Below are 26,619 nucleotides of genomic sequence, written 5' to 3'. Positions count from 1 at the left end.
CTCCTGAAAGGATGGCCTTCACTAGGGAACTGAGAAGCTTAACGTCCGGATAGTTTAGCGCAGTTTCATAAAGCGTTCGAGAGGCCGAGCGAGATGAGTTCAGACGGGATCTTCTCGCTTTGGCCGTTCATTTCGCGGGTAGCGCTCCCGGGAGAACAATCTTGTCTGTATTGTCGCCCTTCGGCCGCTCGGCCGGCATCTGATCGCCGGTGACGATGTAGTAGATCGTCTCGGCGATATTGGTGGCGTGGTCGCCGATCCGCTCGATGTTCTTGGCGCAAAACAGCAGGTGCGTGCAAGGCGTGATGTTGCGCGGATCTTCCATCATGTAGGTCAGCAATTCGCGAAACAGCGAGGTGTACACGGCGTCGATCTGATCGTCGCGATCACGCACGAAGACGATCTTTTCCACCGAGCGCGACGCGTAGACGTCGAGCACTTCCTTGAGCTGCGTCAACGCTAGGTCGGCCAAGGCCTCGATGCCGCGGAACAGGCTGGTCGGCTGGCGTCCTTCTGTGACGGCAACCACGCGCTTGGCGACATTCTTGCCGAGGTCGCCTACCCGTTCGAGATCCGCCGAGATGCGGATCGCGCCGACGATCTCGCGCAAATCCGTCGCCATCGGCTGGCGCTTGGCAATGATGACGATCGCCTTGTCGTCGATCTCGCGCTGCCCTTCGTCCAGAACGAGATCATCACGGATGACCTTCTGGGCAAGGCCGGGGTCGGCGTTGACGAGCGCCGCAATCGCCTGTTCGACCATACGTTCGGCATGCCCGCCCATCGCGGCGATGCGCTTTGACAGATATTTCAGCTCCTCGTCATAGGCGCTTACGATGTGCACGGACTGCATGGAAATGCCTTCCAGAGTGAGTCGTTTCCTCGAATCCCCGCTGATACGCTAGCCGGATGACAGAAAAAAGAAAAAGCCCGTTAATACGTAGTGCGGCGCTAATGCGCCGGCAAATGAACCGAGAAGGCTGCGCCCTTGCCGACCTGGGACTTGATCGAGAGCCTGGCGTTGTGGCGCGTCAGGATATGTTTGACGATCGAGAGGCCAAGGCCGGTGCCTTTCTGGGTCCGGCTGTTTTCGACATCGACGCGGTAGAAGCGCTCGGTGATGCGCGGGATGTGTTCCTCGGGAATGCCGGGACCGAAGTCCCGGATGGTGACGTCGATGCCCGGTTCGGGACCGTCATCGCTGTGAGCAATCGTCACCACGACACGTCCACCCGATTGTCCGTATTTGCAGGCGTTTTCCAGCAGATTTTCGAAGACCTGGAAAAGTTCGTCGCGATCCCCAGGCACATCGAGCGGTCCTTTCGCGAAATCCCGCTCAATGGCAACGCCGTTTTCCCTGGCAAGCGGCCCGAGCGAATCGATGACGCTGTCGAGCGTCTGGCGGAGATCGACCTCGGTTCCCGGCTTTAGATAGGGTTTCATCTCCAGCCGCGACAGCGACAACAGGTCATCGATCAGGCGCGCCATGCGGCCGGTCTGGTTCTGCATGATCTGCAGGAACTGCTCGCGCGCCGCCGGGTCGTTGCGGGCCGGGCCACGCAGCGTCTCGATGAAGCCGGAGATCGAGGCGAGCGGGGTGCGCAGTTCGTGGCTGGCATTGGCGATGAAGTCGGCGCGCATCCGGTCGATCCGGCGCGCCTCGCTCTGGTCCTTGAAAACCAGCACATAGAGGTCGGTGCCGTGGCCGACTGAAGACGCACTCACCCGATAAGCCCGTTCGACCGGCAGCTTTTCGGTATAGTCGACGACATCCGAAGCGGCGGCCCCAGACAAAATACTGTCCAGCAAGGCCTGCATCTCGGGCGCACGGAATTTCAGCGACAGCGACATGCCCGGTGCGATGCCGCCGAAGGCGGCGAAGGCGGCGGCGTTGGCATGGACGATCGTGGCGGTGCGATCGAAGATGATCAGCGGATCGGCAACGGCCGCCGCCAGATATTCCCCCGACAGGTGTTGCAGCCCGCTCGCCTCGATCGCCGCGGCATCCCCGGCGGACTGGCGCGCAACGCCGGCCGGCAGCATCGCGGCGGCAAGCAGCAGCACCGCACATGCCAGCAGCACCACATAGCCGGCCGCGAAAACATAGACCGTCAGGACCGCGACGATGCCGGCCGCCAGCAGCCAGCGGCTGTTCCACAACCGACTGGCGACGGCTTGCGCCTTGCTTCGTTGTTCTGTGCCGATGTCAGCCATTGTCAGCCATTCACGCGCGCCGTGCGTCCAATTGGATGCACAAAGGACGCTCTGCCACTTTTAATCTGCTGCCTCGTTCTTTCCGAAAATCGATTCCGATTTTCGGGCCGATGCAGTTAGGCTCCCAATAGCATGAGTCCGGAAGCTGGAAAGGTTCGTCTCGATGAAAAACTCCAAGGAAGATGCCACCGCGCCCGTTGCAGGCCCGCTGAAGATACGGATCGACGGCAAGGAGCTCGAGTTTGACATCGAGGATCCCAAGCTTCCCAATTGGGTCGAGGACAATAAGCTGACCGCCGGCGGCTACCCCTACGACAAGAAAATGAAAAGCGACGAGTACGACGAGACGCTCGAGCGGCTGCAGATCGAGCTGGTCAAGGCGCAGGCATGGCTGCAATCGACCGGCAAGCGGGTGATGTCGCTGTTCGAAGGACGCGATGCCGCCGGCAAGGGCGGCACGATCTTTGCGCTGCGCCAGTACCTGAATCCTCGAACCGCACGCAATGTCGCGCTGACCAAGCCGACCCCGACCGAGCTCGGACAGTGGTATTTCCAGCGCTATGTCGCGCACTTCCCGACGTCCGGCGAGTTCGTCACTTTCGACCGCTCCTGGTACAATCGCGCCGGCGTCGAGCCTGTCATGGGCTTCTGCACGCCGGAGCAGCATGAGAAATTCCTGGACGAGACGCCGTATTTTGAACGGATGATCTGCAACGAGGGCATCCATTTTTTCAAATTCTGGCTGAACATCGGTCGGGAGACACAGCTTGAGCGGTTTCACGATCGCCGCTGGAGTCCTTTGAAGAGCTGGAAATTCTCGCCGATCGACATTGCCGGCATCACCAAATGGGACGACTACACCAAGGCGCGCGATCTCATGTTCGAACGCACGCACGAGGAATTCGCGCCCTGGATCATCGTGCGGGCAAACGACAAGCGGCGCGCGCGACTTGCCGTCATCCGGCGTATCCTGTTGTCGCTTCCCTATGAGGGCCGCGACCTCGACACCATCGGCAAGGAAGACAAGAAAATCATTGGGGAAGGGCCTTCGTTCCTGGGAACACGGGCCTGAAGCACTGCCGCGCGCCAAAGACGCGCGGCACGATTCCGGACATTCTTGTCATTCTCCCGAGTGACTTCTCATGCCGCCAGCCGGGCAATCCGCTGCAGTCGCTTCAGCGTGGCATCGTCCTGCAAAGCCTGCTGAAACAGCGAAATCTCCTGGTCGATGCGATCGCAGAGCGCGCCTGTGTCGCCCTTGAGCAGGTCGCGCGTCTGCAGCAGCGCGGCGACCGGCTTTTTGGCGAGTTGCCTGGCTCTGCCAAGTGCGGCTTCCTCGACATCGCCCGCCACGATCTCCGTGACCAGGCCAAGCATCCTGGCGTCCTCGGCACTGAGCGTGTCGCCCAGGCAGAAGAAGCGGAAAGCGCCGGCATAACCGAGTTTCTGCGGCGCCAGGATGCTGGTCGCCGCGTCCGGCACGAGGCCGAAATCGACGAACGGCACCCGGAACGTGCTTTCATCAGATGCGATCACCATGTCGCAATGGAACAGGATGGTGCAGCCGACGCCGACGGCGCCGCCATCGACACAGGCAAGGACCGGTTTTGGAAACGTCGCCAGCGTGCGGAACATGTCGGTGACGGCGGCGATCAATCGTTGATGCTTGGTGGCGTCGAGGAACTCGGAAAAGTCGCCGCCGAGGCAGAAGCAGCCGGCGAGGCCGCGCAGCACCACGACGCGCACATCATCGTCGACGGCGGCTTCATGGAAGGTCTTGGCCAGGCTTTCATAGGCTCGCCTATCCAGCACCGGCCGGCCGTCATCCGACGACACCGTGACGATCAGCGTATGGTTGCGGAACTCCGTTTGCGTGTGGACGTTCATGGTTGTCTCCAATCTCACGAGGCCTGCCTCATTCCGAGCCTGTCGGGATACCCCCTGGCCAGCACCGGCGCGAAATGGCTACGACGCGAACGCACCACCTCAAGCGTATGCTCGTTGAAGGTGAGCAGCGTGGCGACGACCTGCTGGTTGCCATAGGTGCGCTGGTAGCCAAGCGGCTTCGCCAGGAAGTGCAATTGCAGCGCCCGCAGGACCCACATCGGCTCGAACTCGATGATCACCTGATTGACGTTCCGCTTCAGCCCCCACTCGACGAAGCCGGCAATGAGCTCGGTGCCGACCGTCGATACGCCGCGCTTGCCGTCACGAAAGCCCGGCGCCACCGCATAGCGGGTCAGCTCCCAAACGTTCGGCCCGGACGGTGGCGTCCCTTCATAGAGGTCCGCCAGCACCTCGGTCAGAAGATGCGCCCGCGTTGTCGGCAACATCCGCTGATAACCGGCAAGCTCGCCGTTGCGGATGACGAGCTGATGCACCGCCTCGTCGTGGTCGAACTGATCGATCTCAAGCCCATCGGGGCGCTGCAGATCGGTCCACCCCATTTCCTCGACGAAAATCTTGTAGCGCAAACGATGAACGGCCTCCCATAGGTCGGGACGTTCCATAAGTTCCTGTGTGGTAAGGGAAAAAAGCATCTGCCGTCTCCTAGGTTCAATAGGAAGATACGGCCGGGCTGTCCCGAGAAAATTACGCGATCACGTAGGCAAGAATTTCTAGGCCGGCACGGCCGAGCTAGCTAATATAGCCGCGCCTTATCGCTTCCGCGACCGCCTGCACCCGGTTGACGGCACCGAGTTTGCTTTTGGCGTTAAGAAGGTGTTTCTCTGACGTGTGTTCCGAAATGCCGAGAATCTGTGAAATCTCCCATTCGGACTTGCCGACGGCGGCCCATTGCATGCATTCGCGCTCACGCGGCGTCAGTTCGACGTGGTCGATGGTCTTGGCCGCCATCGTGTGGAGTTGCATGGCGCGGCCGATCGCATAGGTCGCTGCCAGCGATACCTGCCCGAACTCGGCTCCCGACAGTTCCACGGCCTCGCCGCCGAGCGACACCATAACGATCTGACCGTCGAGCGTGACCAGCGGGAAGGCCATGCCGTCGCGCAGTTTGAATTCGCTGGCGTCGCCCATCACCTCGCCACTGCTCTTGTCGATGCGAATGCCCTGAGACGCTTCCCGCCACTGAAACGGCGCCTGCAGTTGCTTCATGTGACTGACGACGGGGTCATGGTCAACATAGTTGCGCGCCACATAGCGCTCCAGCCATTCTCCCGGCCAGTCACAGAGCAGCACATGGTCCTTTTGCTGGCCTCGCGGGGTGCCTGGCTGCGGAACCGTCCCGGCCATAAGTGCCGTCAGGCCGAACTCCGAGGTTATGCCAAGCAGTTTTTGGCAGACCGCCGCCGCTGTGTCGGCGTGCTGCAACTGATCTATGAATTCCAGTGTGCGATCGAAGTGGCCCATCGCAACATCTACCCCATGTTGCCTTCCGCGTTGAGATCAACGGTCCGGTGCCTGATCTGCACTTTGCCATCGACCCCGGATTACAAACCTGCTCTCCTCTGCTTGCAGCGCCTTGCTCCCCTCCAGCCGACGCCGCACACGTTTGCAAACTCGCTAAACCATATCCCTAAATCGGCGTGATGAAATCAAAAACCGTTGTGCCTGCACCATTTTCGTACGAAAAGCCAATCTGGACAGAACAGGGCGGAGTTCCGATCGTGGCAATTCGGTGGATATCCATCGTCCTGATGCTGGTAATGACGGGGGCACAGTTGCTCACGAATGCGCGTGCCGCGGAGCCGCAAGTGCCGGTGCTGTGGGATGCCAAGGAGCGGCTGCCAAAGCCGGACCTTTCCGCACTGCCGCGTCTGAGATTCCTGACCACCACCGATTTCCCGCCCTTCAATTTCCTCGACGGGGCAGGCCGGTTGTCCGGCTTCCACGTCGATCTGGCGCGCGCCATCTGCGCCGAACTCGGCATCGCGGAAAAATGCCAAATCCAGGCGCTGCCCTGGGCCGAGCTCGAAGGGGCGCTGCAGAAGGGCGAAGGCGAAGCGATCATTGCCGGCATCGCCGCCACGCCGGAGTCGCGGTCGAAATATGCCTTCTCACGTTCCTACCTGCAGTTTCCGGCGCGCTTCATCATGCAGAAGACAAAGGCGCTGACGGAACCGATCTTCGACAGACTGCGCGACAAGCGCGTCGGCGTGGTCGCCGGTTCCGCGCATGAGCGGATGTTGCGCGATTATTTCGGCACCGTTCAGGTCGTTCCCTTCGACCGGCCGGAAGAACTCTATGATGGCCTCAAGGCCGGCAAGGTCGACGCCGCCTTCGGCGACGGCATGCGCTTCGCCTTCTGGCTGGGCGGTTCGGATGCAGCAGCCTGCTGCCGCTTTGCCGGCGGCCCCTATCTGGCACCCGAATATCTGGGCTCGGGCATGGCCATCGCCACCAGGGCCAACGATCCGGCGCTCGCCGCAGCGTTCGACTACGCGCTGCAGGAGATTTCGGTGAAGGGCATCTTCGCCGAATTCTATCTGCGCTATTTCCCGGTCAGTTTTTTCTGATCCGGCCCGGTCAGTTTTTTTCTGATCCGGTCCGATCAGCATCTTTTGGCCCTTCAGTGCCTGGATCAGGTCAGCGTGCGAAGGCGGGCCTTGGCGGCACGGGCGATCGCGGCGACGGTCAGCGTATCGAGATCGAGCTGGCGGCGGATGAGCTGCAGCACCCGCACCTCTTCCATCCGCATTTCGAGATCGACGGCCGCGACCTCGAAAGCGGCGGCATAGGCGGTATCGTGGAGCCGCTCAGGCAGCGACTCGGCGACGCGCGCGAGGACGCCTTCCAGCCCGTCCTTTTCATGCAGCATCTTCTGGCAATCCTGGGCGACGCCAACCACTCGGTCGTGGTCGAAATCCTCGAAGACCGGCCACGAGCGGACGACGTCGCCAATCCGCGCCAATTCGACATCGGTCATGTCGCGATCGGACGCGGAGGTGATAACCATCAGATAGATCAGGGCTTCATGCGGCGGCAACGACATTTGAAAACTCCTCGAACGGGCTCCGAAGTTAGGAACGAGGCACCAACGCCGCAAGGAAAAAGAGCCGCGATCGTTGACGCCCACGGCAGGCACGCCTAGAGACCGGTTGAAAAAACCTCTTCCGGCCCCCTTCTGCGGCGATGCCGGCGAATGATTTGGAAAACAGTGACATGGCGGGATCAAACATCATCGATCTCAATCCCGAGGTGCTTGCGGCGGCGGGTGAAAGCAAGGCCTGGCCGTTCGAGGAAGCCAGGAAGATCGTCGAGCGCTACAAAGGCACTGACTTTCCCGACACCGTCCTGTTTGAGACCGGCTACGGTCCGTCGGGGCTGCCCCACATCGGCACTTTCGGCGAGGTCGCACGCACCTCGATGGTGCGCCACGCTTTCCGTGTGCTTACCGGAGACACGGTCAAGACCAAGATCTTGTGCTTTTCCGACGACATGGACGGTATGCGCAAGATTCCGGACAACGTCCCGGATCGCGCCGCACTCGAGCCGCACCTGCACAAGCCGCTGTCGTCCGTCCCCAATCCTTTCGGCGGCGACTATGCGAGCTTCGCAGACCACAACAACGCAATGCTTTGCCGCTTCCTGGACACGTTCGGCTTCGACTACGAGTTCGCCAGCGCGACGGAATACTACAAGGCTGGCCGTTTCGACGAAGTTCTGCTGCGCGCTGCCGAACGTTTTGACAAAATTATGGACGTGATGCTGCCGACGCTCGGCGAAGAGCGCCAGGCGACCTACAGTCCGTTCTTGCCGATTTCCCCCAAGAGCGGCCGCGTGCTTTACGTTCCCATGAAGCATGTCGACGCCAAGGCCGGCACCATCACCTTCGACGATGACGGCACCGAGACAACACTTCCCATAACTGGCGGCAAGGTGAAGCTGCAATGGAAGCCCGATTTCGGCATGCGTTGGGCGGCGCTCGGCGTCGATTTCGAAATGTTCGGCAAGGACCACCAGACGAATGCGGTGATCTACGACCGTATCTGCAACATCCTAGGTGGGCGGGCGCCGGAGCATTTCGTCTATGAACTGTTCCTGGACGAGAACGGCCAGAAGATTTCAAAGTCGAAGGGCAACGGACTGACCATAGACGAATGGCTGACCTATGCACCGACCGAAAGCCTCGGGCTGTACATGTACCAGCGGCCGCGGCAGGCCAAGAAGCTCTATTTCGACGTCATTCCGAAGGCGGTGGACGAATATTACGCCTTTCTGTCCGCCTATCGCCGGCAGGAGTGGAAGGAGCGGCTGGGAAATCCCGTCTGGCATATGCATGACGGTAACCCGCCTGTCGTCGACCTGCCGGTGTCGTTCGCGTTGCTGCTGAATCTGGTCAGCGCCTCGAACGCCCAGAACAGGGACGTGCTGTGGGGGTTCATTTCGCGCCACACATCGGGTGTGACGCCGACGACCCATCCCGAGCTCGACCGGCTGGCTGAATATGCGATCCGCTATTTCGACGATTTCGTGAAGCCGGCCAAGGTGTACCGGGCCGCCGACGGGGTCGAGCGCGAGGCGCTGACGAAACTCTCCGAAGCGCTCGCCGCGTTGCCGCCAGACGCCGATGGTGAAGTGATCCAGAATGCCGCCCTCAACGTCGCGCGCAAGGTCGAGCGCTATCAGGACCATTCGAAGCAGAGTCCGGAAGGCGGGCCGGGCGTCTCCGTCGCCTTCTTCCAGATGATCTACCAGGTGCTGATCGGACAGGAGCGCGGCCCGCGCTTCGGTTCGTTCGCCGCGCTCTATGGCATCGCAGAGACCCGCGCGCTCATTCAGAAGGCGTTGGCTGGTCAGTTGGTGGCGTAGCCGTCGTCTCGGATGGCGGCGTAGCCGTCGCCGACGGATCGAGAATCGGCTGCGTCGGTTGCGATGCGGCAGCGACGGGGGCTGGTGCCGGAGGCAGGCCGGAGAGACTGGGCGCCGGCCCGAAAATGCCCTTCTTCGCCGTACGCGCCTTGTCGCCGGCCTCGACGTAAGGGCCGTTCTTGGTGGCGCGTGCCCAACCGTTTTCGATCAACCACTGGCCGACATCCTGGTTGCCAACGCGGCATTCGGCGGCGACCAGGTCGCGGCCGCCCTCGGGCGGCACCGTGCAGACCACCGCCCGGCCGCGCAGGAAAGCACGGAACGCCGTTCGCGCCCGGACGCCGCACGTCCAGGACTTGGCGCTGTCGGTGCAAGTTTCGTCCTGCCTGACGATGTCGATACCGGAAATCGCGACCGAGTAGCCCTTGGCCTCGATCACTCCTGCGGCCGATGCAACCGGCTGGAACAGCTTTGTCCCGTTCCAGTCGTCGGGCATTTTCGTTTTGGGCGGCTTGGGCGGTCCGGCCAGCGCCAGCTCGCTCAACGGCGCGCGCGGCTCGACCCGTTCAAGCTCTTCGGACTGAAGCTGCGGCGGCGCGATGACCTCGGGATCGATGGCCCTGGAATGGACCTCCGGCCTTACCATCTTGGGTCGGGGAATCGCTGATGTAGCAGGCGCCTCGGATTGCGCCGCCATGCCGGCCTGCGCCCGAGCTGCGACACGGACGCTTTCGTCATGCAGCACGGCGCGGCCGCCGGCGACGATCGCGGCCCCTGTCACCAAAATCGTCAACACCGCAGCGGCTGCATGAAGCGGACGCACCGGCGGCCCCTTACTGGCTTGCCCAGACAATCCGCGCCACCCATTCGACATCGCGCATAGGAATGTCGCGGTCCGGGTGATCGGGATTGAGCGAGACCAGCATGATCGACTTCGCCGTCTGACGGTCCAGCACCTTGGCCATCACCTCGCCGGCATTGGTCTTGACGACAACCCGATCGCCCTTGCGGGTGGCAGCGCCCGGCTCGACGATCAGCACGTCGCCGTTGCGGTAGAGCGGCAGCATGGAATCGCCCTGGACCTGCAGCGCATAGGAGGTTTCGGTCGCCTGTGCCGGAAGCTCGATCAGGTCCCAGCCCTGCCCCGCCGGAAAGCCGGCATCGTCGAAGAAGCCGCCGGCGCCGGCCTGAGCGAAGCCAAGCAGCGGCACGGAAGACCTCTGCGCGGGCAGGGATCCGGGGCCGGGCTTGCCCCGGCCTTCGACCAGTCCCGTAAATTCGTCGAGCGAGGCGCCCGTCGCCTCGATGATCTTGGCCAGCGATTCGGTCGACGGCCAGCGCGGCCGCCCGTCCGAGGACAGCCGCTTCGACTTGTTGAAGGCGGTCGAATCGAGGCCCGCACGCTTCGCCAGCCCCGAGGCCGAAAGCGAATAGCGCTCGGCGAGAGCGTCGATGGCGGCCCATACGCGATCATGCGAGAGCACTTTTGCTCTCCTTCAGAACAGGAAAAAATACCTTCCTCGTTCTAACCGGTGGCCGTGATTTTGTCCACCACCGAAGGCGGCATCAGGCTGCCTTCTTCACCTCGCCTTTCGCGTAGGGATCGAAGCGCTGGTAGAAGGTCTCGCCCTTCTCCGCCATGTCGAGCAGGAGCTTGGGCGCCTTGAACTCGGCGCCGTACTTCTTCTGCAGGCCCTTGGCGATCTTGACGAACTTCTTGGCGCCGACGCCGTCGATGTAGGACAGCACGCCGCCGGTAAAGGGCGCGAAGCCGAAGGCGAGGATCGAGCCGACATCGGCTTCGCGCGGATCGGTGACGATGCCCTCCTCCATCACTCGCGCCGCCTCCAGCGCGATGGTGACCAGGAGCCGTTGCTTCAGTTCCTCATAGTCGACCTTTTCGGGCGCCAGCTGCGGATAGAGATCCTTCAGGCCCGGCCACAGCTTTTTCTTGGCAGGCTTTTGCGGATAGTCGTAAAAACCCTTGCCGTTCTTGCGGCCGAAGCGGCCATGCGTATCGACCAGCGTGTTGATCAGCGCCATCTGCTTCGGATCGACCGCCTTTTCGCCGAGATCGCGCATGGTCTGCTTCATGATCTTCTGCGCGAGGTCGATCGCCGTTTCGTCCGTGAGCGCCAAGGGGCCGACCGGCATGCCGGCGGCCTTCGCCGCATTCTCGATCATCGGCGCCGGGACGCCTTCGATCAGCATCTTGTAGGCTTCCGACATGTAGCGCAGCACGCAGCGGTTGACGTAGAAGCCGCGCGTGTCGTTGACGACGATCGGCGTCTTCTTGATAGCGCGGACGAAGTCGATCGCGGTAGCCAGCGCCTTGTCGCCCGTCTTCTTGCCCAAAATGATCTCGACCAGCATCATCTTGTCGACCGGCGAGAAGAAATGGATGCCGATGAAATTCTTCGGTCGCGCCGAATTCTTCGCCAGCGAAGAGATCGGGAGGGTGGATGTGTTCGACGCGAAGACTGCCGCCGGCTTCAGCACGGCCTCTGCCCTTTCAGTGGCGTCCTTCTTGACGCCCGAATCCTCGAACACCGCTTCCACGATCAGATCGCAGCCGGCGAGGTCGGCATAATCCGCCGTCGGCGTGATCAGCGACAGCAGTCTGTCCTTGTCCTCTGGCTTGGCGCGGCCCTTCCTGACCTGATCCGAGATCAGGCTGTCTGAATGCGCCTTGCCCTTGGCGGCCGCTTCCATGTCGCGGTCGAGCAGCACCACCGGAATGCCGGCCTTGGCGGTGACATAGGCGATGCCGGCGCCCATGAAACCAGCGCCGAGCACGCCGATCTTCTTGAATTTGGTTTCCGTCACACCGGCCGGGCGGCGGGCACCCTTGTTCAGCTCCTGCAGCGAGACGAACAGCGAGCGGATCATCGCCGCAGCTTCCTTAGTCTGCATGATCTCGGTGAAATAGCGCTGCTCGATGCGCAAGGCGGTGTCGAACGGCACCAGCAGGCCTTCATAGACACATTTCAGAATGGCCGCGGCGGCAGGATAATTGCCATAGGTCTCGCGACGCAGGATGGCGATTGCCGGCGGCCACAGATTGGCTCCAGCCACCGAATAGATCGGGCCGCCAGGCAGCTTGAAGCCCTTCTCGTCCCACGGCGCCACCGGCTTCAAGCCATTTTTGATCATGGCCTTGGCGGTCTCAACCAGCTTTTGCGGCTCGGCGATCTCGTGGATCAGGCCCATCGACTTGGCCTTCTGCGGCGACAGCGTCTGGCCGGAAGTGAGCATCTGCAGCGCCTGCTGCTGGTCGGTCAGCCGCGGCACGCGCTGGGTGCCGCCGGCACCCGGGAAGATGCCGATCTTCACTTCGGGGAGCGCCATCCTCACCTTGTCGGAATCGGCCGCGACACGGCCATGGCAAGCGAGAGACAATTCGAATGCGCCGCCCATGCAGGTGCCGTTGATCGCCGAAACCCACGGCTTGCCCGAAGTCTCCAGCTTGCGGAACAGGCCGGTCATGTAGCCGGCATTGTCGAACAGCGCCTTGGTCGCCTTTTCGACGTCCTTGCCCTTTTCGGCGGCGAAGGTCGTCAGCATCTTCTGCAGCATGGTGATATCGGCGCCGCCGGAAAACGTGTCTTTGCCGGAGGTGATGACCGCCCCCTTTATCGCCGCATCGCTCGCCACCTTGTCGACGATGGCGTTCAGTTCCAGCATCGCCTCTTCGGTGAAGACGTTCATTGAGCGGTCGGGCATATCCCAGGTGATCAGCACGATGCCGTCTGCGTCGATGTCGAGGGTGAAATTGGTGTAGCTCATCGGTCTCTCCCGTCAGACGCGTTCGATGATCGTCGCGGTGCCCATGCCTGCGCCGATGCAAAGCGTCACCAGCGCGGTGTTCAGGTTCCGGCGCTCCAGTTCGTCCAGTACGGTGCCGAAGATCATCGCGCCTGTGGCGCCGAGCGGATGGCCCATGGCGATGGCGCCGCCATTGACGTTGATCCTGTCGTGCGAAATGTCGAATGCCTGCATGTAGCGCAGCACCACCGAGGCGAAAGCCTCGTTAAGCTCGAACAGATCGATGTCCGACAGCTTCATTTTGGCGCGCTTCAGCAGCTTTTCGGTCACGTCGACCGGACCGGTCAGCATCAGCACCGGTTCCGAGCCGATATTGGCGAATGCACGGATGCGTGCGCGCGGCTTCAGGCCGAGCGTCTTTCCGGCCTTCTTCGAGCCGAGCAGAACGGCCGCCGCGCCGTCGACGATGCCGGACGAATTGCCGGCGTGGTGGACGTGGTTGACCTCTTCCACCTCGGGATGCTTCTGCACCGCGACGGCATCGAAGCCGCCCATTTCGCCGGGCATGACGAAGGACGGATTGAGTGCCGCCAGCGACTGCATGTCGGTCGAAGGCCGCATATGCTCGTCATGGTCGAGGATGGTCAGCCCGTTCTGGTCTTTGATCGAGATCACCGAATTCTTGAAGCGGCCTTCGCCCCAGGCTTTGGCGGCACGCTTCTGGCTCTCGACCGCATAGGCGTCGACGTCATCACGCGAAAAGCCGTATTTGGTGGCGATCAGATCGGCCGAGATGCCTTGCGGAACGAACCAGCCCGGCAGGCCAACCGAAGGGTCCATGAACCAGGCGCCGCCGGATGCGCCCATGCCGACGCGCGACATCGATTCGACGCCGCCGGCGATGACGATCTCATCGGCGCCTTGTGCGATCTTGGCGGCGCCGAAGTTGATGGCGTCCAGGCCCGAGGCGCAGAAGCGCGAGATCTGCATGCCGGGCGCCGTGGTCGCATAGCCGGCTTCGAAGGCTGCGGCACGCGGAATGACAGAACCCGCCTCGCCGACCGGATCGACGCAGCCGAAGATGATGTCGTCGACGGTGCCGGTGTCCAGCCCATTGCGGTCACGGATCGCCTCGAGCACCTTGGCGCCGAGCCGCACCGCCGGCACTTCGTGCAGCGAGCCATCCTTCTTGCCCCTGCCGCGCGGCGTGCGCACGGCGTCATAGACATAAGCTTCGGCCATTTTCCTGCTCCTTGGGTTTGCTGAAAAGTCGCTCAGAGAGAGCGCCCGATCAACAATTTCATGATCTCGTTGGTGCCGCCGTAGATGCGCTGAACGCGGGCGTCGCGGAACATGCGGGCGATCGGGTATTCGTTCATGTAGCCATAGCCGCCATGCAATTGAAGGCATTCGTCGACGACTTTTCCTTGCAAGTCGGACAGCCAGTATTTGGCCATTGAGGCCGTCACCGGGTCGAGGCCGCCATTGATGTGGCGAGCGACGCAGTCATTGTAGAAGACGCGGCCGATGGTCGCCTCGGTCTTCAGTTCGGCCAGCTTGAACTGGGTGTTCTGGAAATCGATGATCGCCTTGCCGAAGGCCTTGCGCTCCTTGACGTAGTCGATTGTCAGCGCCAGCGCCCGCTCGACCATGGCGATGGCGCCGGTGCCGATCTGCAGCCGCTCCTGCGGCAATTGCTGCATCAGTTGGACGAAGCCTTGGCCTTCCTCGTGGCCGAGCAGATTTGAGGTCGGCACGCGCATATCGTTGAAGAACAGTTCCGACGTGTCGTTGGCCTTCAAACCGATCTTGTCGAGGTTGCGGCCGCGCTCGAACCCTTCCACCTCGTCGGTCTCGACAACGATCAGCGAAGTGCCCTTAGCGCCCTTCTCCGGATCGGTCTTGGTGACGACGATGATGAAGTTGGCGAGCTGGCCATTGGTGATGAAGGTCTTCGAGCCGTTGACCTTGTAATGGTTGCCATCCTTCTCGGCACGCGTCTTGACGCCTTGCAGGTCGGAGCCAGCGCCGGGCTCGGTCATGGCGATGGCGCCGATCAACTCGCCGGTCGCCAGTTTCGGCAGCCACTTCTTCTTCTGCTCCTCCGAGCCGTAGTGGAGGATGTAAGGGGCGACGATCGAATTGTGCAGGCCGATGCCGAAACCGTCGACGCCGACATGGCCGATCGCCTCGATGATGGCGCTCTCATGCGCGAATGTCCCGCCCGAACCGCTATATTCCTCCGGTATCGAGGCACAGAGCAGACCGGCCGCGCCTGCCTTCAGCCAGCACTCGCGGTCGACCATCTCGTTCTTCTCGAACTCGTCATAGCGCGGCGCGATCTCTTCCGACATGAAACGGTGCGCCATGTCGTAGAGCATGCCGACCTCATCCGCCGCCCAGGCGGGTTTAGGGAGGCCGAGGATTTCGGCAGGATTTGTCGCCACGATTTCCTCCGCGTATCGACAGGTCAAAGGTCGGCTGTGCCGACGCTGTCGAGCTTAGAACGCTTCCGCCGGCAGTGCCATCAATGTCTCGGCGCCGCTGGAGATGCGAGCGAGGTGCGCCGACGTCTCCGGCATGATCCGCTCCATGAAGAAGCGCGCCGTCACCAGCTTGCTGTCGTAGAAAGACGAAGCACCGTTGGCGCCGTTCGCCAGCTTCGCGCCGGCGGCCTTCGCCATCTGCGCCCACATGTAGCCCAGCGCCACGAGGCCGAAGAGATGCATGTAGTCGGTCGAGGCGGCACCGGCGTTGTCGGGCCTGGCCATGCCGTTCTGCATCAGCCACATCGTCGCCGCCTGCAGATCGTTGTGGCCCTTCTTCAGCGCCTTGGTGAAAGGCGCCATCTTCTCATCTGTGCGATTCTCCTCGCAGAACTCGTCGACCTCCTTGAAGAAGGCCTGTACCGCGCGGCCGCCATTCAAGGCCAGCTTGCGGCCGACGAGGTCGAGCGCCTGGATGCCGTTGGCGCCCTCGTAAATCATGGCGATGCGGGCATCGCGCACGAACTGGCTCATGCCGTGCTCTTCGATATAGCCATGGCCGCCGAACACTTGCTGCGCCATCACCGCGTGGTCGAAGCCCTTGTCGGTGAGCACGCCCTTGACCACCGGCGTCATCAGGCCGGTGTAGTCGTCGGCAGCCTGGCGGTCCTTGTCGTCGTCGGAGCGGTGGGCGATGTCCGACTTGATCGCCGTCCACAGCGCCAGCGCGCGACCGGCTTCATTGAAGGCTTTCATGGTCATCAGGCTGCGGCGGATGTCAGGATGGACGATGATCGGGTCGGCCTTCTTGTCCGGCGCCTTCGGCCCGGACAGCGAGCGGCCCTGCAAGCGATCCTTGGCATAGGACACAGCGTTCTGGTAGGCGACCTCCGACAGAGAAAGCCCTTGCAGGCCGACGCCGAGCCGGGCCTCGTTCATCATCGTGAACATAGCCTTCAGCCCGCCATTGGCCTCGCCGAGCAGCATGCCTTGCGCCTCGTCATAGTTCATGACGCAGGTCGAATTGCCATGAATGCCCATCTTCTCCTCGATTGAGCCGCAGGAGACGGTGTTCTTCTCACCCGGATTGCCTGATGCATCGAGCTTGAGCTTCGGCACGATGAACAGCGAAATGCCTTTCACGCCTTCCGGCGCACCCTCGATGCGGGCCAGCACGAGGTGGACGATGTTGTCCGACATGTCGTGCTCGCCGGCCGAGATGAATATCTTCTGGCCTGAAATCCTGTAGGTGCCGTCGCTGTTGGGAACCGCCTTGGTGCGCAGCAGGCCGAGATCGGTGCCGCAATGCGGCTCGGTCAGGTTCATGGTGCCGGTCCAGGTGCCCTCGACCAGCTTCGGCAGCCATGTCGCCTTCTGCTCGTCGGTGCCATGGGTGATGATGGCCGCGATCGCGCCCTGCGTCAGGCCGGGATACATCATCAGCGACATGTTGGCCGAAACCATGTATTCGGAAACAGCGGTATGCACCGCGTAAGGCAGGCCCTGGCCGCCAAATTCGACGGGTGCCGCCAACCCCATCCAGCCGCCTTCGCGATACTGGTCGAAGGCCTCCTTGAAGCCTTTCGGCGTCGTCACCGAGCCATCGTCATGGCGCACGCAACCTTCCACGTCGCCGACGCGGTTCAGCGGCTGCATGACGTTTTCGGCGAGCTTGGCGCCTTCGGCGAGGATGGCCTCGATCACGTCCGGCGTCGCGTCGGAAAATCCGGGAAGATTGGAATAGCGTTGGTAGCCCAGTACCTCGTTCAGCACAAACAGCGTGTCCTGGACGGGAGCCCTGTAGATCGGCATGCTCTTCCTCCACCATGCGGGCTTGGTCCCGAAATCAAGCCCCAAAATGAAGTCAGGGACAGATGCGGACCAATGTTCAGATCGAGATAGCAAAAGTTGACGTTTGCGTAAACGTCAATTTTTTGATACGACAAATTTTCCCTCCCGTGAGGTTAGGGGCGCTATGCCGTTGAAGCCAGTGCGGAACAGATTGAAATGTCTTCTTCCCGCCGCAGCCACAAGACAACGGAAAGAGCCGCGCGGCCAAGGCCACGCGGCTTTCATTCTCAGAAGGGCGGCTCACCGGAAGCCGGTGAGGCCGAATTACCCGGCGACGCTGGCCTGCGGCGCCGAACGTTCGCTCAGCATCTGGCGCACCGCCGCCATCGAGTTGCTCAACTCGTTGATGGCATCATCGATCAGCGCCCGCTGCTTCTGCAGACGGGCAAGCTGCTTCTCCGACTTGTCGAGCGCCAGCCGCAACTGCTTGGTGTTGGAGCCGGTCGGGTCGTAGAGGTCCATCATCTGCTTGACGTCGCGCAGTGAGAACCCGACCTTGCGGCCGAGCAGGATCAGCTTCAGCCGCGCCTTGTCGCGGCGCGTGTAGAGACGGGTCGAGCCGTCGCGCTGCGGATTGAGAAGGCCCTTGTCCTCGTAGAAACGTAACGTGCGCAACGTTACTCCGTATTTCTTGGCCATCTCGCCGATGCGGACAAGATCCTCACCGGCTTTGTCAGACATGTCATTGGTATTGGCCGCGGCTTCGCCGGGCGAAACAAGTTTCATGGTCACTGGCTTTCCCCATCTGGCGGCGCCGCGGTCCCGGACCAAGCGTCGCCTGAGTGGAAGCGGGGGCGTGCTTCCAGTCGTGGTTTCAACAAACAAATCGCAAACGGCACGGTCTGTGCACCTTTACGTTTACGTCAATTCTATACCGATAGCCGCCTCACGAAGCAAGGGCGTTGTGCGGGAGGAACTTTTTGCCGCATCCGCCAGAGCATCACTCCGGCTTTAGGCGGCCCGCCAACACAACGTTGCAACTTCTTAAGCTTGGTTAACGCGTTGTTTACCACGTTGGGCGAAATGTGCGCATGTCGGTTACCCGTGTTTATCCTGTAGCGAATTTTTCACGGTTTTTCGGAGCGCGGGTGAAACCCGGGAAGCTCGTCTTCCACCGCAGCAGAGCCGCGCGGCCGCCTTCGTTTCCGGCAGACTTGGGAAACTGGTCATAGGCCAGCATTTAGACGGACCAGTAATTCTGAACGGGCGCATCGATGAACAGCAAGCGGTCCTATCTCGATACACTCAACGCCGGCAGGCAGCGCAGGCCGCACACCACGCTTGAACAGCTCAACCGTTCCTTGGAAACGCTGGAGCAGCGGCTGGAGCGGACGCGCGAGGACATGAGCGAGCGTCCCGATCCTCGCCGGCCGAGCGCGGAGCCGCGCTATGCCAGCGCCCGGCCTTATGATGATCCGCGCCCCGCGCAGCCGCCGAGAAGCCAAGCACCGGCTGCCTTCGACCAGAATTACCACGCGATCGCCCGCGACATCGACCGCGTGCGCGGCCAAGAAGACGGCGTCGCCGTGGTCGGCAAGATCGCCGGCGAATTGCGCGGCCTGCGCGAGGAACTGCGCCACCAGATGACCGCCGGCCTGCAGCGCGAATTCGAAGCGCTGCGCAAGGACATCGAGCGGGCTTTCCAAGCAAGCGCTCAGCCGGGGGGCTCCGGCAAAGGCAGCGCCGAACTCGGCGTCGAGTTCGAACGGCTTTCCGGCGCCATTCAGACCTTGGCCGAAAAGAGCGACGACAGAAGCGTCAACATGCTCCGGCTCGAGCTGGAGCAGGTCAAGGCCGCGCTCGACACGCTGGCGCGCGAGGAGAGCGTGCAGGCGGTCGGCCGCCGCTGGGACGATTTCGACCGCCGCTGGACCGCGTTCGAGGATCGTGTCGATGCCGATCAGCGCAAGCGATCGGACGCACCCGGTCTTTCAATGCTGACCGACCGGCTCGAACAGATCAGCAATGCCGTCAACAATTTGCCGGAATCGCTGTCGCTGCGGTCGCTTGAAGAGAAGGTCCGCACGCTTGCCGGCGCCGTCGATCATTTCGCCAGGCAGCAGGACAATCGCGGCAGCGGCACATTCGGTATGATCGACGAGCGGCTGGATGAGATTTCCCGCGCTATCGTTGCCTCAACCGTCGCCGCGCAGGCCAATTCATTCGACCCCGAGCCCTTCGAGCGCATCGAGAAGCGGATCGCCTCGCTTGCCCAGCAGATCGAGGAAGTCACGCAGGTGCACCCCAGTGGCGAGGTCATCGACCGCCTCAACATGCTGTCGAGCCGGGTCGACGATCTTGCCGGCCGGGCCAATCTGCCGGAGCAGGCGATGGAGCGCCTCGACAAGCAGATCGCGCTCGTTGCCGAGAAGATCGACAGGGCGCCTGCCATGCCGGACGCCGATTACATCTTCCAGGGGCTGGAACAGCGTTTCGACGTGCTGTCCGGCATGATGGAGCGCCGCCAGGGAGACGCGATCGAACAAGGCAACATGCTGTTTCGCGATCTCGAGCGCCGGCTGGACGAAGTCGCCGACAGGCTGGACCAGCGCATGCCGCAGATCGATGGGGCCGGCATCATGGACGCCATCGACGCCCGCTTCAGCGCGCTGGCCAAGCGCATGGAGACGCGTGTTCCCGATTCCGCAGGCGAAGCGGCGATCCGTGGCCTGGAAAGCCGCCTCGAAGACATTTCAAGCCGGCTGGATTCATCCGCGGCACAAGTCGCTGGCATCGACCCGGCCCTGATCCGCAGCCTGGAAGCGCAGGTCGCGGGCCTGTCGGCGCATCTTTCGAAGCCCGGCACGCCATTGCCGGAATTCGAAGACATCAGCCCGCGTCTCAACGAAATCGAGAAGTCGCTGGCTGGAACCCGCGATTCCATCCTTAGCGCGGCGCGCGAGGCAGCCGAGAGCGCTGTCCGTTCGCTTGCCGACTCCAGTGCCAATACGGCGGCCGTTTCTGGCCTCGCCCAGGATCTGAAGACGCTCGAAGCACTGACGCGCCGTTCCGACGAGCGCAATTCGAGGACCTTCGAGGCCATCCACGACACGCTGCTCAAGATCGTCGACCGACTGGGCTCACTGGAGACCGGCGAGCCGACCGACGCGGTGAGCGAACTTCTCAGCACGAAACCGGTCGAACCGGACAGCTGGCGCGGCGCGCGATCGTCAAAGATGGCCGTTCGGGACGCGCCGTCCATGGACATCGACCAGCCATTGCCGCTGACCGGGGACATGGCCGACCTCGACAGCCGTGCACCTGCCGTCATGCGCAATGAGCCAGGTTCGCGTAGCGAACCAGGCACCCGCACGCCAGCCGAAGCCGCTGCGGCCGCGGCCATGGCGGCGCTTGGTTCGGACACGACGACGGAGAAAAGCGAGCAGACCGGCGGCCGGAGGTCGATGCTCGGCGGACTGGCGCGCGCCTTCAAGGGCAAGAAGGAGGCGGATGTTCCACCGCTTGCCGGCTCGGCGCCTGATGTCGAGATACCGAGCGCCGATCTCGACGAGCCACTGGATCCGAAGGTTGCCAACCGGCCGCTGGAGCCCGGCTCCGGGCCACCCGACCTCAACGCCATCATGAAACGCGTGCGCGACGAACGCGGACCGCCGGTCAGGGCCGGCAATGCCGATGCATCGAAATCCGACTTCATCGCAGCAGCCAGACGCGCGGCGCAAGCCGCCGCTGCCGAGGCCGAGGCTCTCAAGCGGCAGTCGACGACGCGTGGCCCGGTGAAGGCGCTCAGGATCGGCGACCTGCTCAAGGCGCGGCGCAAGCCGATCCTGATGGCGGCCGCTGCAATCATGCTGGCGCTCGCCGGCCTGCAACTGGGCAAGGCCTTTTTCTCCGACCCCGTCGAAATAGCCAGCAACGATGCGGCGTCGACCGTGGCCGCGCAGCCAGCGGAAGCCGCGTCGGTCGGTGCCGCCAGGGAGCCAACGACGGACGCGCAAACTGCAGCGCCGGACAGCGCGCCGGCCCGCGCCGTCCGGCAGGCAGAGCCGTCCGAATCGGTAACCGAGAACGACATGCCGGCACAGACCACCCTCGCCGCGCCGTCGGACGCCGGAACGCCGATGGACACCGCACCCGAGGCCGAACCCGTTCCTGCCATGGCTTCAACGGCGTCGCCCGATCCGGGGGCGGACGCGACAGCGTCGGCACCTGAGGGCCCGGCAGCTGCGGACACCGAGCCAAAGGCCACAGAGCTGGCCGCCACGCCGGCGACCCAGGACATGACCGGCACGGTTATGCCCGCAGATGCTTCGATTGCGGCAGCCACTGCCAAGATCGACATCCCGGCCGATGCCGGTCCGGCTGCATTGCGTGACGCAGCGGCCGGCGGCGATGCCAAGGCGTTGTTCGAGATCGGCTCGCGCTACGCCGAATCGAGCGGCGTCAAGCAAGACATGGCAGCGGCCGCCAAATGGTATGAGAAGGCCGCCGAGCTCGGCTTCGCACCGGCGGAATACCGCATTGGCAACTTCTATGAGAAGGGCACCGGCGTCGCGCGCGACGTCAAGAAGGCGAAGACCTGGTACCAGCTCGCGGCGGAGCAGGGCAACGCCAGCGCCATGCACAATCTCGCCGTGCTCTTTGCCATGGCGGCCGACGGCGTGACCGACAATGAATCGGCCGCGCACTGGTTCCAGGCCGCCGCCGATCTCGGCGTCAAGGACAGCCAGTTCAATCTCGGCATCCTGGCGGCGAAGGGCGTCGGCATGAAACAGAATCTCGAGGAATCCTACAAATGGTTCGCGCTCGTCGCCAAGACCGGCGACAAGGATGCGGCGGCAAAGCGCGATGAGATCGCCAAGGCGCTCAGGCCCGAGCAGCTCGAACGCGCACGCGCCGCCACCGAAATGTGGAAGGCGAAACCGCTCGATCCGGCGGCCAATTCGGCCGACATTCCTGAATCGTGGCAGGACGGCACGCCGCAGACGACCGCCAGCGTCGACATGAAGAAGGCCGTTCAGAACATCCAGCGCATTCTCAACAAGAATGGCTATGAAGCCGGCAACCCCGATGGCTTGATGGGCCTGAAGACCAAGAATGCCATCATGGCTTTCCAGACCGACAACGACATGACGGCGACCGGCACGGTCGACGAAAAGCTGGTCAAGGCGCTGCTTGCGCGCAAATAACGGCAGATGCGTCGTTTACACGATGCCTTTGCCACACATTTGCCTGTTAACTGATTGAGTTGTTTTTTGTTTCGGCTGTACGGCGGGGTTTGACTTCGCCGTCCTGCCGGCGCAATAACAATTTAGCTTTTTGGCGCAAAAATGCCCGCAACGGTTGCATTCACCGAGAGGCAAACTGATCGAGACTGACGGGTGGGCATCTATCTCCCGATCGCGGAAATTTCCGTCAACGTCTTCGTGCTGCTGGCCATGGGCGCGGCGGTGGGCTTTCTATCGGGCATGTTCGGAGTGGGCGGCGGCTTCCTCATCACGCCGCTTCTGATCTTCTACAACATACCACCGGCGATCGCGGTCGCCACCGGCGCCAACCAGGTCATCGCCTCCTCCTTCTCCGGCGCATTGTCGCACGTGAAGCGCGGCACGCTCGACTTCAAGCTTGGCGGAGTGCTTTTGGCAGGCGGTATCGTCGGCTCAACCGGCGGCATCTTTGTCTTTGGCTTCTTGCGCCGGCTCGGCCAGCTCGACCTGTTCATCTCGCTACTCTACGTCGTGCTGCTTGGCACCGTCGGCGGGCTGATGCTGGTCGAGAGCGTCAATGCGCTGCGCGCCACCCGCAGTGGTGCCGCGCCGGTGCTGAAGAAATCCGGCCAGCACAACTGGATCCACCGCTTGCCGCTGAAGATGCGGTTCAGGGCCTCGAAGCTTTTCGTCAGCGTTATCCCAGTGCTCGGCCTCGGCGCCGGCATCGGCTTCCTGTCGTCGATCATGGGCGTCGGCGGCGGCTTCATCATGGTTCCGGCGCTGATCTATCTCTTGAAAGTGCCGACCAACGTCGTCATCGGCACCTCGCTGTTCCAGATCATCTTCACCTCGGCCTACACCACGCTGGTGCATGCCACCACCAACCAGACGGTCGACGTCATGCTCGCCTTCCTGTTGATGGCGGGCGGCGTCGCCGGCGCGCAATATGGCGCCAAGGCTGGTCAAAGGCTGCGTGGCGAGCAGCTCAGGGCGCTGCTGGCACTGCTGGTGCTGGCGGTCGCCATCCGGCTCGCCATCGATCTGTTCGTGACACCGCCCAACCTCTATTCCCTGTCTGGCGTGGGTCTGACCTGATGGCCGGCTTGAGGGCGTTCTTGGCCGTTGCCTCGCTGTCGCTGTTCGCTGCCGTGTCACCGGGAGAAGCGCAGACGCCGGCTGCCGAAAACATCCAGATCGGCCTGTCCACCGACCATGTCTCGATCACCGCCGGCTTTTCCGGTGCCGACCTCACCATCTTCGGCTCATTGGAAAATGCCGACCCGCTTGTCGCGCGCCAAGGTCGCTACGACATCATCGTCGTGCTGGAAGGGCCGGCCCGGCCGGTCGTCGTGCGCCGCAAGGACCGGGTGCTCGGCATCTGGATCAATCTGGAGTCCGAGACCTTCGAGAATGTGCCGGTGTCCTATTCGGTGGCGACGACGCGACCGCTGCAGGACGTCACCGACCCCAACAGCTACAAGCAACTGTCGCTCGGCGCCGCCAACCTCTATATGCAACCGGCCGATGACGACGACAGCCCGGCGACGATCGAGGAATTCACCGCGGCGCTGCGCGAGCGCAAAACGGCAACCGGCCTCTACAGCGAGAATGTCGGCGGCGTGCAGTTCCTGTCGCAGAACCTGTTCCGGGCCACCGTCAGGCTCGCCCCCAATGTTCCGGTCGGCACCCACAAGGCCCGTGCGTTCCTGTTCAAGAGCGGCTTGTTCATCAAGGAAAGCTCCGCCCAACTCGAAATCCGCAAGTCCGGTTTCGAACAGTCGATCTTCCGCGTGGCCCACGACTATTCCTTCCTCTACGGCATCTTCGCCGTGTCGCTGGCCATGCTGACCGGCTGGCTCGGAAGGCTCGTCTTCCGGAAGGACTGATCTTTTCCGAAAGACGGTTCCCCTTTCGAGCTTCATGGGTTAGACCGCGTTCCCCGGCTCGGCCGAAGCGCGAGCTGTCGCTCCCCAAATCAAGAATACAGGATCTTGCGATGCGACCAGCATTCGGCGGTATCGATTTCGGCACGTCAAATTCCACCGTGGGCGTGGTCAGAAACGGGCAGCCGCGGCTTGTGGCCCTGGAAGACGGCCAGGTCACGCTGCCCAGCGCCGTGTTCTTCAACTTCGAGGACAACCGCACCTATTTCGGGCGCAGCGCCATCGCCAACTATACCGACAGCATCGAAGGTCGCCTGATGCGCTCGCTGAAGAGCGTGCTCGGCAGTTCGCTTGTCCATGAAAAGACGCGGATCAAGGCACGGTCGATCGCCTTTACCGAGATCATCGGTCTGTTCGTCGGCCATCTCAGGAAAAGGCTGGAAGAGGATGCCGGCGACGTGGTCGAGAGCGTGGTGCTCGGCCGGCCGGTGCAATTCGTCGACGACGATGCCGAGGCCGATGCCAAGGCCGAAGGCGAACTCGAAAACGCGGCGCGCGCCCAGGGCTTCAAGCATATTGCATTTCAGTTCGAGCCGATCGCGGCGGCGCTCGACTACGAGCAGAAGGTCACGCGGGAAGAACTGGCGCTGATCGTCGACATGGGCGGCGGCACTTCCGACTTCTCGATCGTGCGGGTCTCGCCGCAGCGCGCCCGCTCCCTCGATCGCAAGGACGACATTCTGGCGAGCCGAGGCATCCACATCGGCGGCACCGACTTCGACCGGCTGCTGAGCATCGTCCATGTGATGCCGCAGCTCGGCTATCTCTCGCCGACCAAGGACGGCAAGCGCAACTTGCCGGCCAGCTACTTCATCGATCTGGCGACATGGCAGCGCATCAATCTGGTCTACACCGCCCGGGCGATGACGCATCTGCGCCAGATCCGCTACGAGGCTGAACGCGCCGACCTAGTCGACCGTTTCATCCATATCGTCGAGCATCGTTACGGGCATGCGCTGGCCGCTTTGGTCGAAAAGGCCAAGATCGAGCTGACGGAGCAATTGTCCGCCGATGTCGTGGTCGCGCTGACGGGGGTAGAATTCACGGCAGAAATTTCGCGCGACGGTCTTGAGGCCACGATCGCCAGGGACATCGAACGGGTTGCCGCGACGGTCGGTGAGACCATCCGCGACGCGCAGGTGAAACCGTCCGACATCACCGCGGTGTTCCTGACCGGCGGATCGACCGCCATCCCGCTGGCAAAGCAACAGATATTAGCCTTGGTGCCGCAGGCGTCCGTCATCGAAGGCGACATGTTCGGCTCGGTCGGGCTTGGGCTGGCGCTCGACGCGCAGCGGAAATTCGGCTGATCCAGCTTACCCCCGGACGGTCTCGCCGGCCTTCTCGCCCAGATGCGCCTTGAGCGCCATTTGGGCCAGACTTGCCTGCCGGTCACGATGCGTGATCATCGCGAAATCGCGCTTCGGCAGATCGATCGGCACGGACCGCAGGCTACCTTCGGCGACCGCGCGGGCCACGACGAGCTCCGAAATGATGGTGGCGCCGGCGCCGGCCTCGACCGCTTGGCGGACCGCCTCGTTGCTCGGCAGCACCAGGAATATCCTGAGGTCCGCGAACGAAATCCCCTCGCGGCGGGCAAGATCTTCCAGCACCTCGCGGGTGCCCGACCCGCCTTCCCTGATGATCCAGCGGAGCTCCCTGATATCGGGATGCCCGCGCGAGACTTCAGCGATCTCAGGATGAGAATGCGCCACGACCAGCATCAGGCGATCCACATCGACCTTGGCGCGCCGCAATATGTCTGACTCGGTTCGCCCCTCGACCAGGCCAAAATCCGCCGTGCCGTCCAAGACATTGGTCTCGACCTGTCTGGTGTTGCCGATGGTCACGCTCAGCCTAACGGCGGGATAGGCCTCGTGGAAAGAGGCCAGCCGGCGCGGCAGCCAGTAGCTGGCGATAGTTTGGCTGGCGGCGATCGAAAGGCTGCCGGTAATCGTCTGCGAGACGTGCTCCAGCACGTTGTGGGCGGCAGCCGCCCGTTCGAGCACGGCCTTGGCTTCGGGCAGGAACCGGCGCCCGGTCTGCGCCAGCTCGATGTTGCGGCCGACCCGGTTGAACAGCTGGACGCCGTGCTGCTGTTCGAGCGAACGGATGGCGGCCGATGCCGCCGACTGGGAAATGCCCAGCAACTCGGCGGCCTTTGTCATGTGCCCCCGTTCGGCGACAGCAACGAAGATCCGCAATTGGTCCAGGGTCATGAGTGAATTAAGAAACAAATTCGATTGGAATTACAAGAGCAACTTGTTAGACGGATCGATCATTTTGTTCTAAGTTTTTGGGCGAAGCTGGAAAAATATCGCGGCCAACCCGCAAAGGGCAGAAAGTGATCGGGCGATTCAAATCCCTGTTTGCCCATTGGACGCGCGGCCTCCGGCGGCGGCTCACCGGCGACAGCTATCA

General features: G+C 62.6%; 21 protein-coding genes. 7 read left to right on the top strand and 14 right to left on the bottom strand.

Annotated elements, in window-relative coordinates; translation table 11 throughout:
* Window positions 1-127 precede the first annotated feature (127 nt).
* Both phoU and EOC94_RS10795 read right to left on the bottom strand, forming a co-directional pair.
* Complete coding sequence (gene phoU, locus EOC94_RS10800) at window positions 128-853, bottom strand: phosphate signaling complex protein PhoU (RefSeq protein ID WP_127290315.1); 726 nt, start codon at window positions 851-853, stop codon at window positions 128-130.
* A gap of 98 nt (window positions 854-951) precedes the next feature.
* On the bottom strand, window positions 952-2,214 hold the full coding sequence (locus EOC94_RS10795; protein ID WP_127290313.1) for an ATP-binding protein: 1,263 nt from the start codon (window positions 2,212-2,214) through the stop codon (window positions 952-954).
* A gap of 163 nt (window positions 2,215-2,377) precedes the next feature.
* On the opposite strand from EOC94_RS10795, the gene ppk2 reads away from it, so the two are divergent.
* On the top strand, window positions 2,378-3,286 hold the full coding sequence (gene ppk2 / locus EOC94_RS10790) for a polyphosphate kinase 2 (protein ID WP_127290311.1): 909 nt from the start codon (window positions 2,378-2,380) through the stop codon (window positions 3,284-3,286).
* 68 nt (window positions 3,287-3,354) lie between these two features.
* On the opposite strand, the gene EOC94_RS10785 is transcribed toward ppk2, so the two are convergent.
* The 3 genes from EOC94_RS10785 to EOC94_RS10775 all read right to left on the bottom strand — a co-directional run bounded on the left by EOC94_RS10785 (window position 3,355) and on the right by EOC94_RS10775 (window position 5,583).
* Window positions 3,355-4,101, bottom strand: coding sequence for an enoyl-CoA hydratase-related protein (locus tag EOC94_RS10785; protein ID WP_126103706.1), 747 nt, complete (start codon window positions 4,099-4,101; stop codon window positions 3,355-3,357).
* A gap of 14 nt (window positions 4,102-4,115) precedes the next feature.
* Complete coding sequence (locus EOC94_RS10780) at window positions 4,116-4,754, bottom strand: acyl-homoserine-lactone synthase (RefSeq protein ID WP_077377404.1); 639 nt, start codon at window positions 4,752-4,754, stop codon at window positions 4,116-4,118.
* A gap of 97 nt (window positions 4,755-4,851) precedes the next feature.
* Window positions 4,852-5,583 carry a LuxR family transcriptional regulator gene (locus EOC94_RS10775; protein WP_095487979.1) on the bottom strand — a complete coding sequence of 244 codons (732 nt, stop codon included), beginning with the start codon at window positions 5,581-5,583 and terminating at the stop codon, window positions 4,852-4,854.
* A 287-nt stretch (window positions 5,584-5,870) separates the two neighbouring features.
* On the opposite strand from EOC94_RS10775, the gene EOC94_RS10770 reads away from it, so the two are divergent.
* Window positions 5,871-6,689, top strand: a complete 819-nt coding sequence (locus EOC94_RS10770) for a transporter substrate-binding domain-containing protein (protein ID WP_127290447.1) — start codon at window positions 5,871-5,873, stop codon at window positions 6,687-6,689.
* A 65-nt stretch (window positions 6,690-6,754) separates the two neighbouring features.
* Here EOC94_RS10770 and EOC94_RS10765 read toward each other — a convergent pair whose 3' ends face one another.
* Window positions 6,755-7,165: a tellurite resistance TerB family protein gene (locus EOC94_RS10765; RefSeq protein ID WP_126103707.1), complete on the bottom strand. Its 411-nt coding sequence runs from the start codon at window positions 7,163-7,165 to the stop codon at window positions 6,755-6,757.
* A gap of 170 nt (window positions 7,166-7,335) precedes the next feature.
* On the opposite strand from EOC94_RS10765, the gene EOC94_RS10760 reads away from it, so the two are divergent.
* Window positions 7,336-8,985 (top strand): lysine--tRNA ligase, encoded by a 1,650-nt coding sequence (locus EOC94_RS10760; protein ID WP_127290309.1) that lies wholly within the window; start codon window positions 7,336-7,338, stop codon window positions 8,983-8,985.
* Here the strand turns inward: EOC94_RS10760 and EOC94_RS10755 are convergent.
* The 7 genes from EOC94_RS10755 to EOC94_RS10725 all read right to left on the bottom strand — a co-directional run bounded on the left by EOC94_RS10755 (window position 8,948) and on the right by EOC94_RS10725 (window position 17,813).
* The gene (locus EOC94_RS10755; RefSeq protein WP_127290307.1) at window positions 8,948-9,808 is read right to left on the bottom strand and encodes a thermonuclease family protein; all 861 of its coding nucleotides are present in this window, start codon (window positions 9,806-9,808) and stop codon (window positions 8,948-8,950) included. The genes EOC94_RS10760 and EOC94_RS10755 overlap by 38 nt on opposite strands.
* Before the next feature lie 10 nt (window positions 9,809-9,818).
* Window positions 9,819-10,469: a helix-turn-helix transcriptional regulator gene (locus EOC94_RS10750; RefSeq protein ID WP_095487973.1), complete on the bottom strand. Its 651-nt coding sequence runs from the start codon at window positions 10,467-10,469 to the stop codon at window positions 9,819-9,821.
* Window positions 10,470-10,551: 82 nt separating this feature from the next.
* Window positions 10,552-12,771, bottom strand: coding sequence for a 3-hydroxyacyl-CoA dehydrogenase NAD-binding domain-containing protein (locus tag EOC94_RS10745; protein WP_127290305.1), 2,220 nt, complete (start codon window positions 12,769-12,771; stop codon window positions 10,552-10,554).
* Between the two features lie 12 nt (window positions 12,772-12,783).
* Complete coding sequence (locus EOC94_RS10740; RefSeq protein ID WP_127203564.1) at window positions 12,784-13,992, bottom strand: acetyl-CoA C-acetyltransferase; 1,209 nt, start codon at window positions 13,990-13,992, stop codon at window positions 12,784-12,786.
* A 32-nt stretch (window positions 13,993-14,024) separates the two neighbouring features.
* Window positions 14,025-15,197, bottom strand: a complete 1,173-nt coding sequence (locus EOC94_RS10735) for an acyl-CoA dehydrogenase family protein (RefSeq protein ID WP_127290303.1) — start codon at window positions 15,195-15,197, stop codon at window positions 14,025-14,027.
* A 54-nt stretch (window positions 15,198-15,251) separates the two neighbouring features.
* Entirely contained in the window at window positions 15,252-17,048 is a 1,797-nt protein-coding gene (locus tag EOC94_RS10730; protein ID WP_127290301.1) for an acyl-CoA dehydrogenase, read from the bottom strand.
* Between the two features lie 303 nt (window positions 17,049-17,351).
* On the bottom strand, window positions 17,352-17,813 hold the full coding sequence (locus EOC94_RS10725; protein WP_095487963.1) for a MerR family DNA-binding transcriptional regulator: 462 nt from the start codon (window positions 17,811-17,813) through the stop codon (window positions 17,352-17,354).
* Window positions 17,814-18,301: 488 nt separating this feature from the next.
* On the opposite strand from EOC94_RS10725, the gene EOC94_RS10720 reads away from it, so the two are divergent.
* From EOC94_RS10720 to EOC94_RS10705, 4 genes are all read left to right on the top strand, one after another.
* On the top strand, window positions 18,302-22,234 hold the full coding sequence (locus EOC94_RS10720; protein ID WP_127290299.1) for a peptidoglycan-binding protein: 3,933 nt from the start codon (window positions 18,302-18,304) through the stop codon (window positions 22,232-22,234).
* A gap of 192 nt (window positions 22,235-22,426) precedes the next feature.
* Complete coding sequence (locus EOC94_RS10715) at window positions 22,427-23,350, top strand: sulfite exporter TauE/SafE family protein (RefSeq protein ID WP_095487959.1); 924 nt, start codon at window positions 22,427-22,429, stop codon at window positions 23,348-23,350.
* The gene (locus EOC94_RS10710) at window positions 23,350-24,141 is read left to right on the top strand and encodes a TIGR02186 family protein (protein ID WP_095487957.1); all 792 of its coding nucleotides are present in this window, start codon (window positions 23,350-23,352) and stop codon (window positions 24,139-24,141) included. Before EOC94_RS10715 ends, EOC94_RS10710 begins: the two co-directional genes overlap by 1 nt.
* A gap of 110 nt (window positions 24,142-24,251) precedes the next feature.
* Window positions 24,252-25,508, top strand: a complete 1,257-nt coding sequence (locus EOC94_RS10705; protein WP_127290297.1) for an Hsp70 family protein — start codon at window positions 24,252-24,254, stop codon at window positions 25,506-25,508.
* Between the two features lie 6 nt (window positions 25,509-25,514).
* Here the strand turns inward: EOC94_RS10705 and EOC94_RS10700 are convergent, their stop codons facing one another.
* Window positions 25,515-26,417, bottom strand: coding sequence for a LysR substrate-binding domain-containing protein (locus EOC94_RS10700; protein WP_127290295.1), 903 nt, complete (start codon window positions 26,415-26,417; stop codon window positions 25,515-25,517).
* Window positions 26,418-26,619 lie beyond the last annotated feature (202 nt).

This window comes from Mesorhizobium sp. M6A.T.Ce.TU.016.01.1.1, from assembly GCF_003997065.1.
Taxonomy (GTDB): domain Bacteria; phylum Pseudomonadota; class Alphaproteobacteria; order Rhizobiales; family Rhizobiaceae; genus Mesorhizobium; species Mesorhizobium mediterraneum.
Note: the sequence above shows the minus strand (reverse complement) of the source record. Positions and strands in the feature narration are given on the sequence as shown.

Excerpts from the sequence above, each read along its gene's own strand:
- EOC94_RS10730 (WP_127290301.1), bottom strand. The coding sequence starts at position 17,048 with ATGCCGATCTACAGGGCTCCCGTCCAGGACACGCTGTTTGTGCTGAAC.
- EOC94_RS10710 (WP_095487957.1), top strand. The coding sequence starts at position 23,350 with ATGGCCGGCTTGAGGGCGTTCTTGGCCGTTGCCTCGCTGTCGCTGTTC.
- EOC94_RS10795 (WP_127290313.1), bottom strand. The coding sequence starts at position 2,214 with ATGGCTGACATCGGCACAGAACAACGAAGCAAGGCGCAAGCCGTCGCC.
- EOC94_RS10780 (WP_077377404.1), bottom strand. The coding sequence starts at position 4,754 with ATGCTTTTTTCCCTTACCACACAGGAACTTATGGAACGTCCCGACCTA.
- phoU (WP_127290315.1), bottom strand. The coding sequence starts at position 853 with ATGCAGTCCGTGCACATCGTAAGCGCCTATGACGAGGAGCTGAAATAT.
- EOC94_RS10725 (WP_095487963.1), bottom strand. The coding sequence starts at position 17,813 with ATGAAACTTGTTTCGCCCGGCGAAGCCGCGGCCAATACCAATGACATG.
- EOC94_RS10770 (WP_127290447.1), top strand. The coding sequence starts at position 5,871 with ATGCTGGTAATGACGGGGGCACAGTTGCTCACGAATGCGCGTGCCGCG.
- EOC94_RS10700 (WP_127290295.1), bottom strand. The coding sequence starts at position 26,417 with ATGACCCTGGACCAATTGCGGATCTTCGTTGCTGTCGCCGAACGGGGG.
- EOC94_RS10785 (WP_126103706.1), bottom strand. The coding sequence starts at position 4,101 with ATGAACGTCCACACGCAAACGGAGTTCCGCAACCATACGCTGATCGTC.
- EOC94_RS10745 (WP_127290305.1), bottom strand. The coding sequence starts at position 12,771 with ATGAGCTACACCAATTTCACCCTCGACATCGACGCAGACGGCATCGTG.
- EOC94_RS10775 (WP_095487979.1), bottom strand. The coding sequence starts at position 5,583 with ATGGGCCACTTCGATCGCACACTGGAATTCATAGATCAGTTGCAGCAC.
- EOC94_RS10740 (WP_127203564.1), bottom strand. The coding sequence starts at position 13,992 with ATGGCCGAAGCTTATGTCTATGACGCCGTGCGCACGCCGCGCGGCAGG.
- EOC94_RS10720 (WP_127290299.1), top strand. The coding sequence starts at position 18,302 with ATGAACAGCAAGCGGTCCTATCTCGATACACTCAACGCCGGCAGGCAG.
- EOC94_RS10760 (WP_127290309.1), top strand. The coding sequence starts at position 7,336 with ATGGCGGGATCAAACATCATCGATCTCAATCCCGAGGTGCTTGCGGCG.
- EOC94_RS10705 (WP_127290297.1), top strand. The coding sequence starts at position 24,252 with ATGCGACCAGCATTCGGCGGTATCGATTTCGGCACGTCAAATTCCACC.
- ppk2 (WP_127290311.1), top strand. The coding sequence starts at position 2,378 with ATGAAAAACTCCAAGGAAGATGCCACCGCGCCCGTTGCAGGCCCGCTG.
- EOC94_RS10765 (WP_126103707.1), bottom strand. The coding sequence starts at position 7,165 with ATGTCGTTGCCGCCGCATGAAGCCCTGATCTATCTGATGGTTATCACC.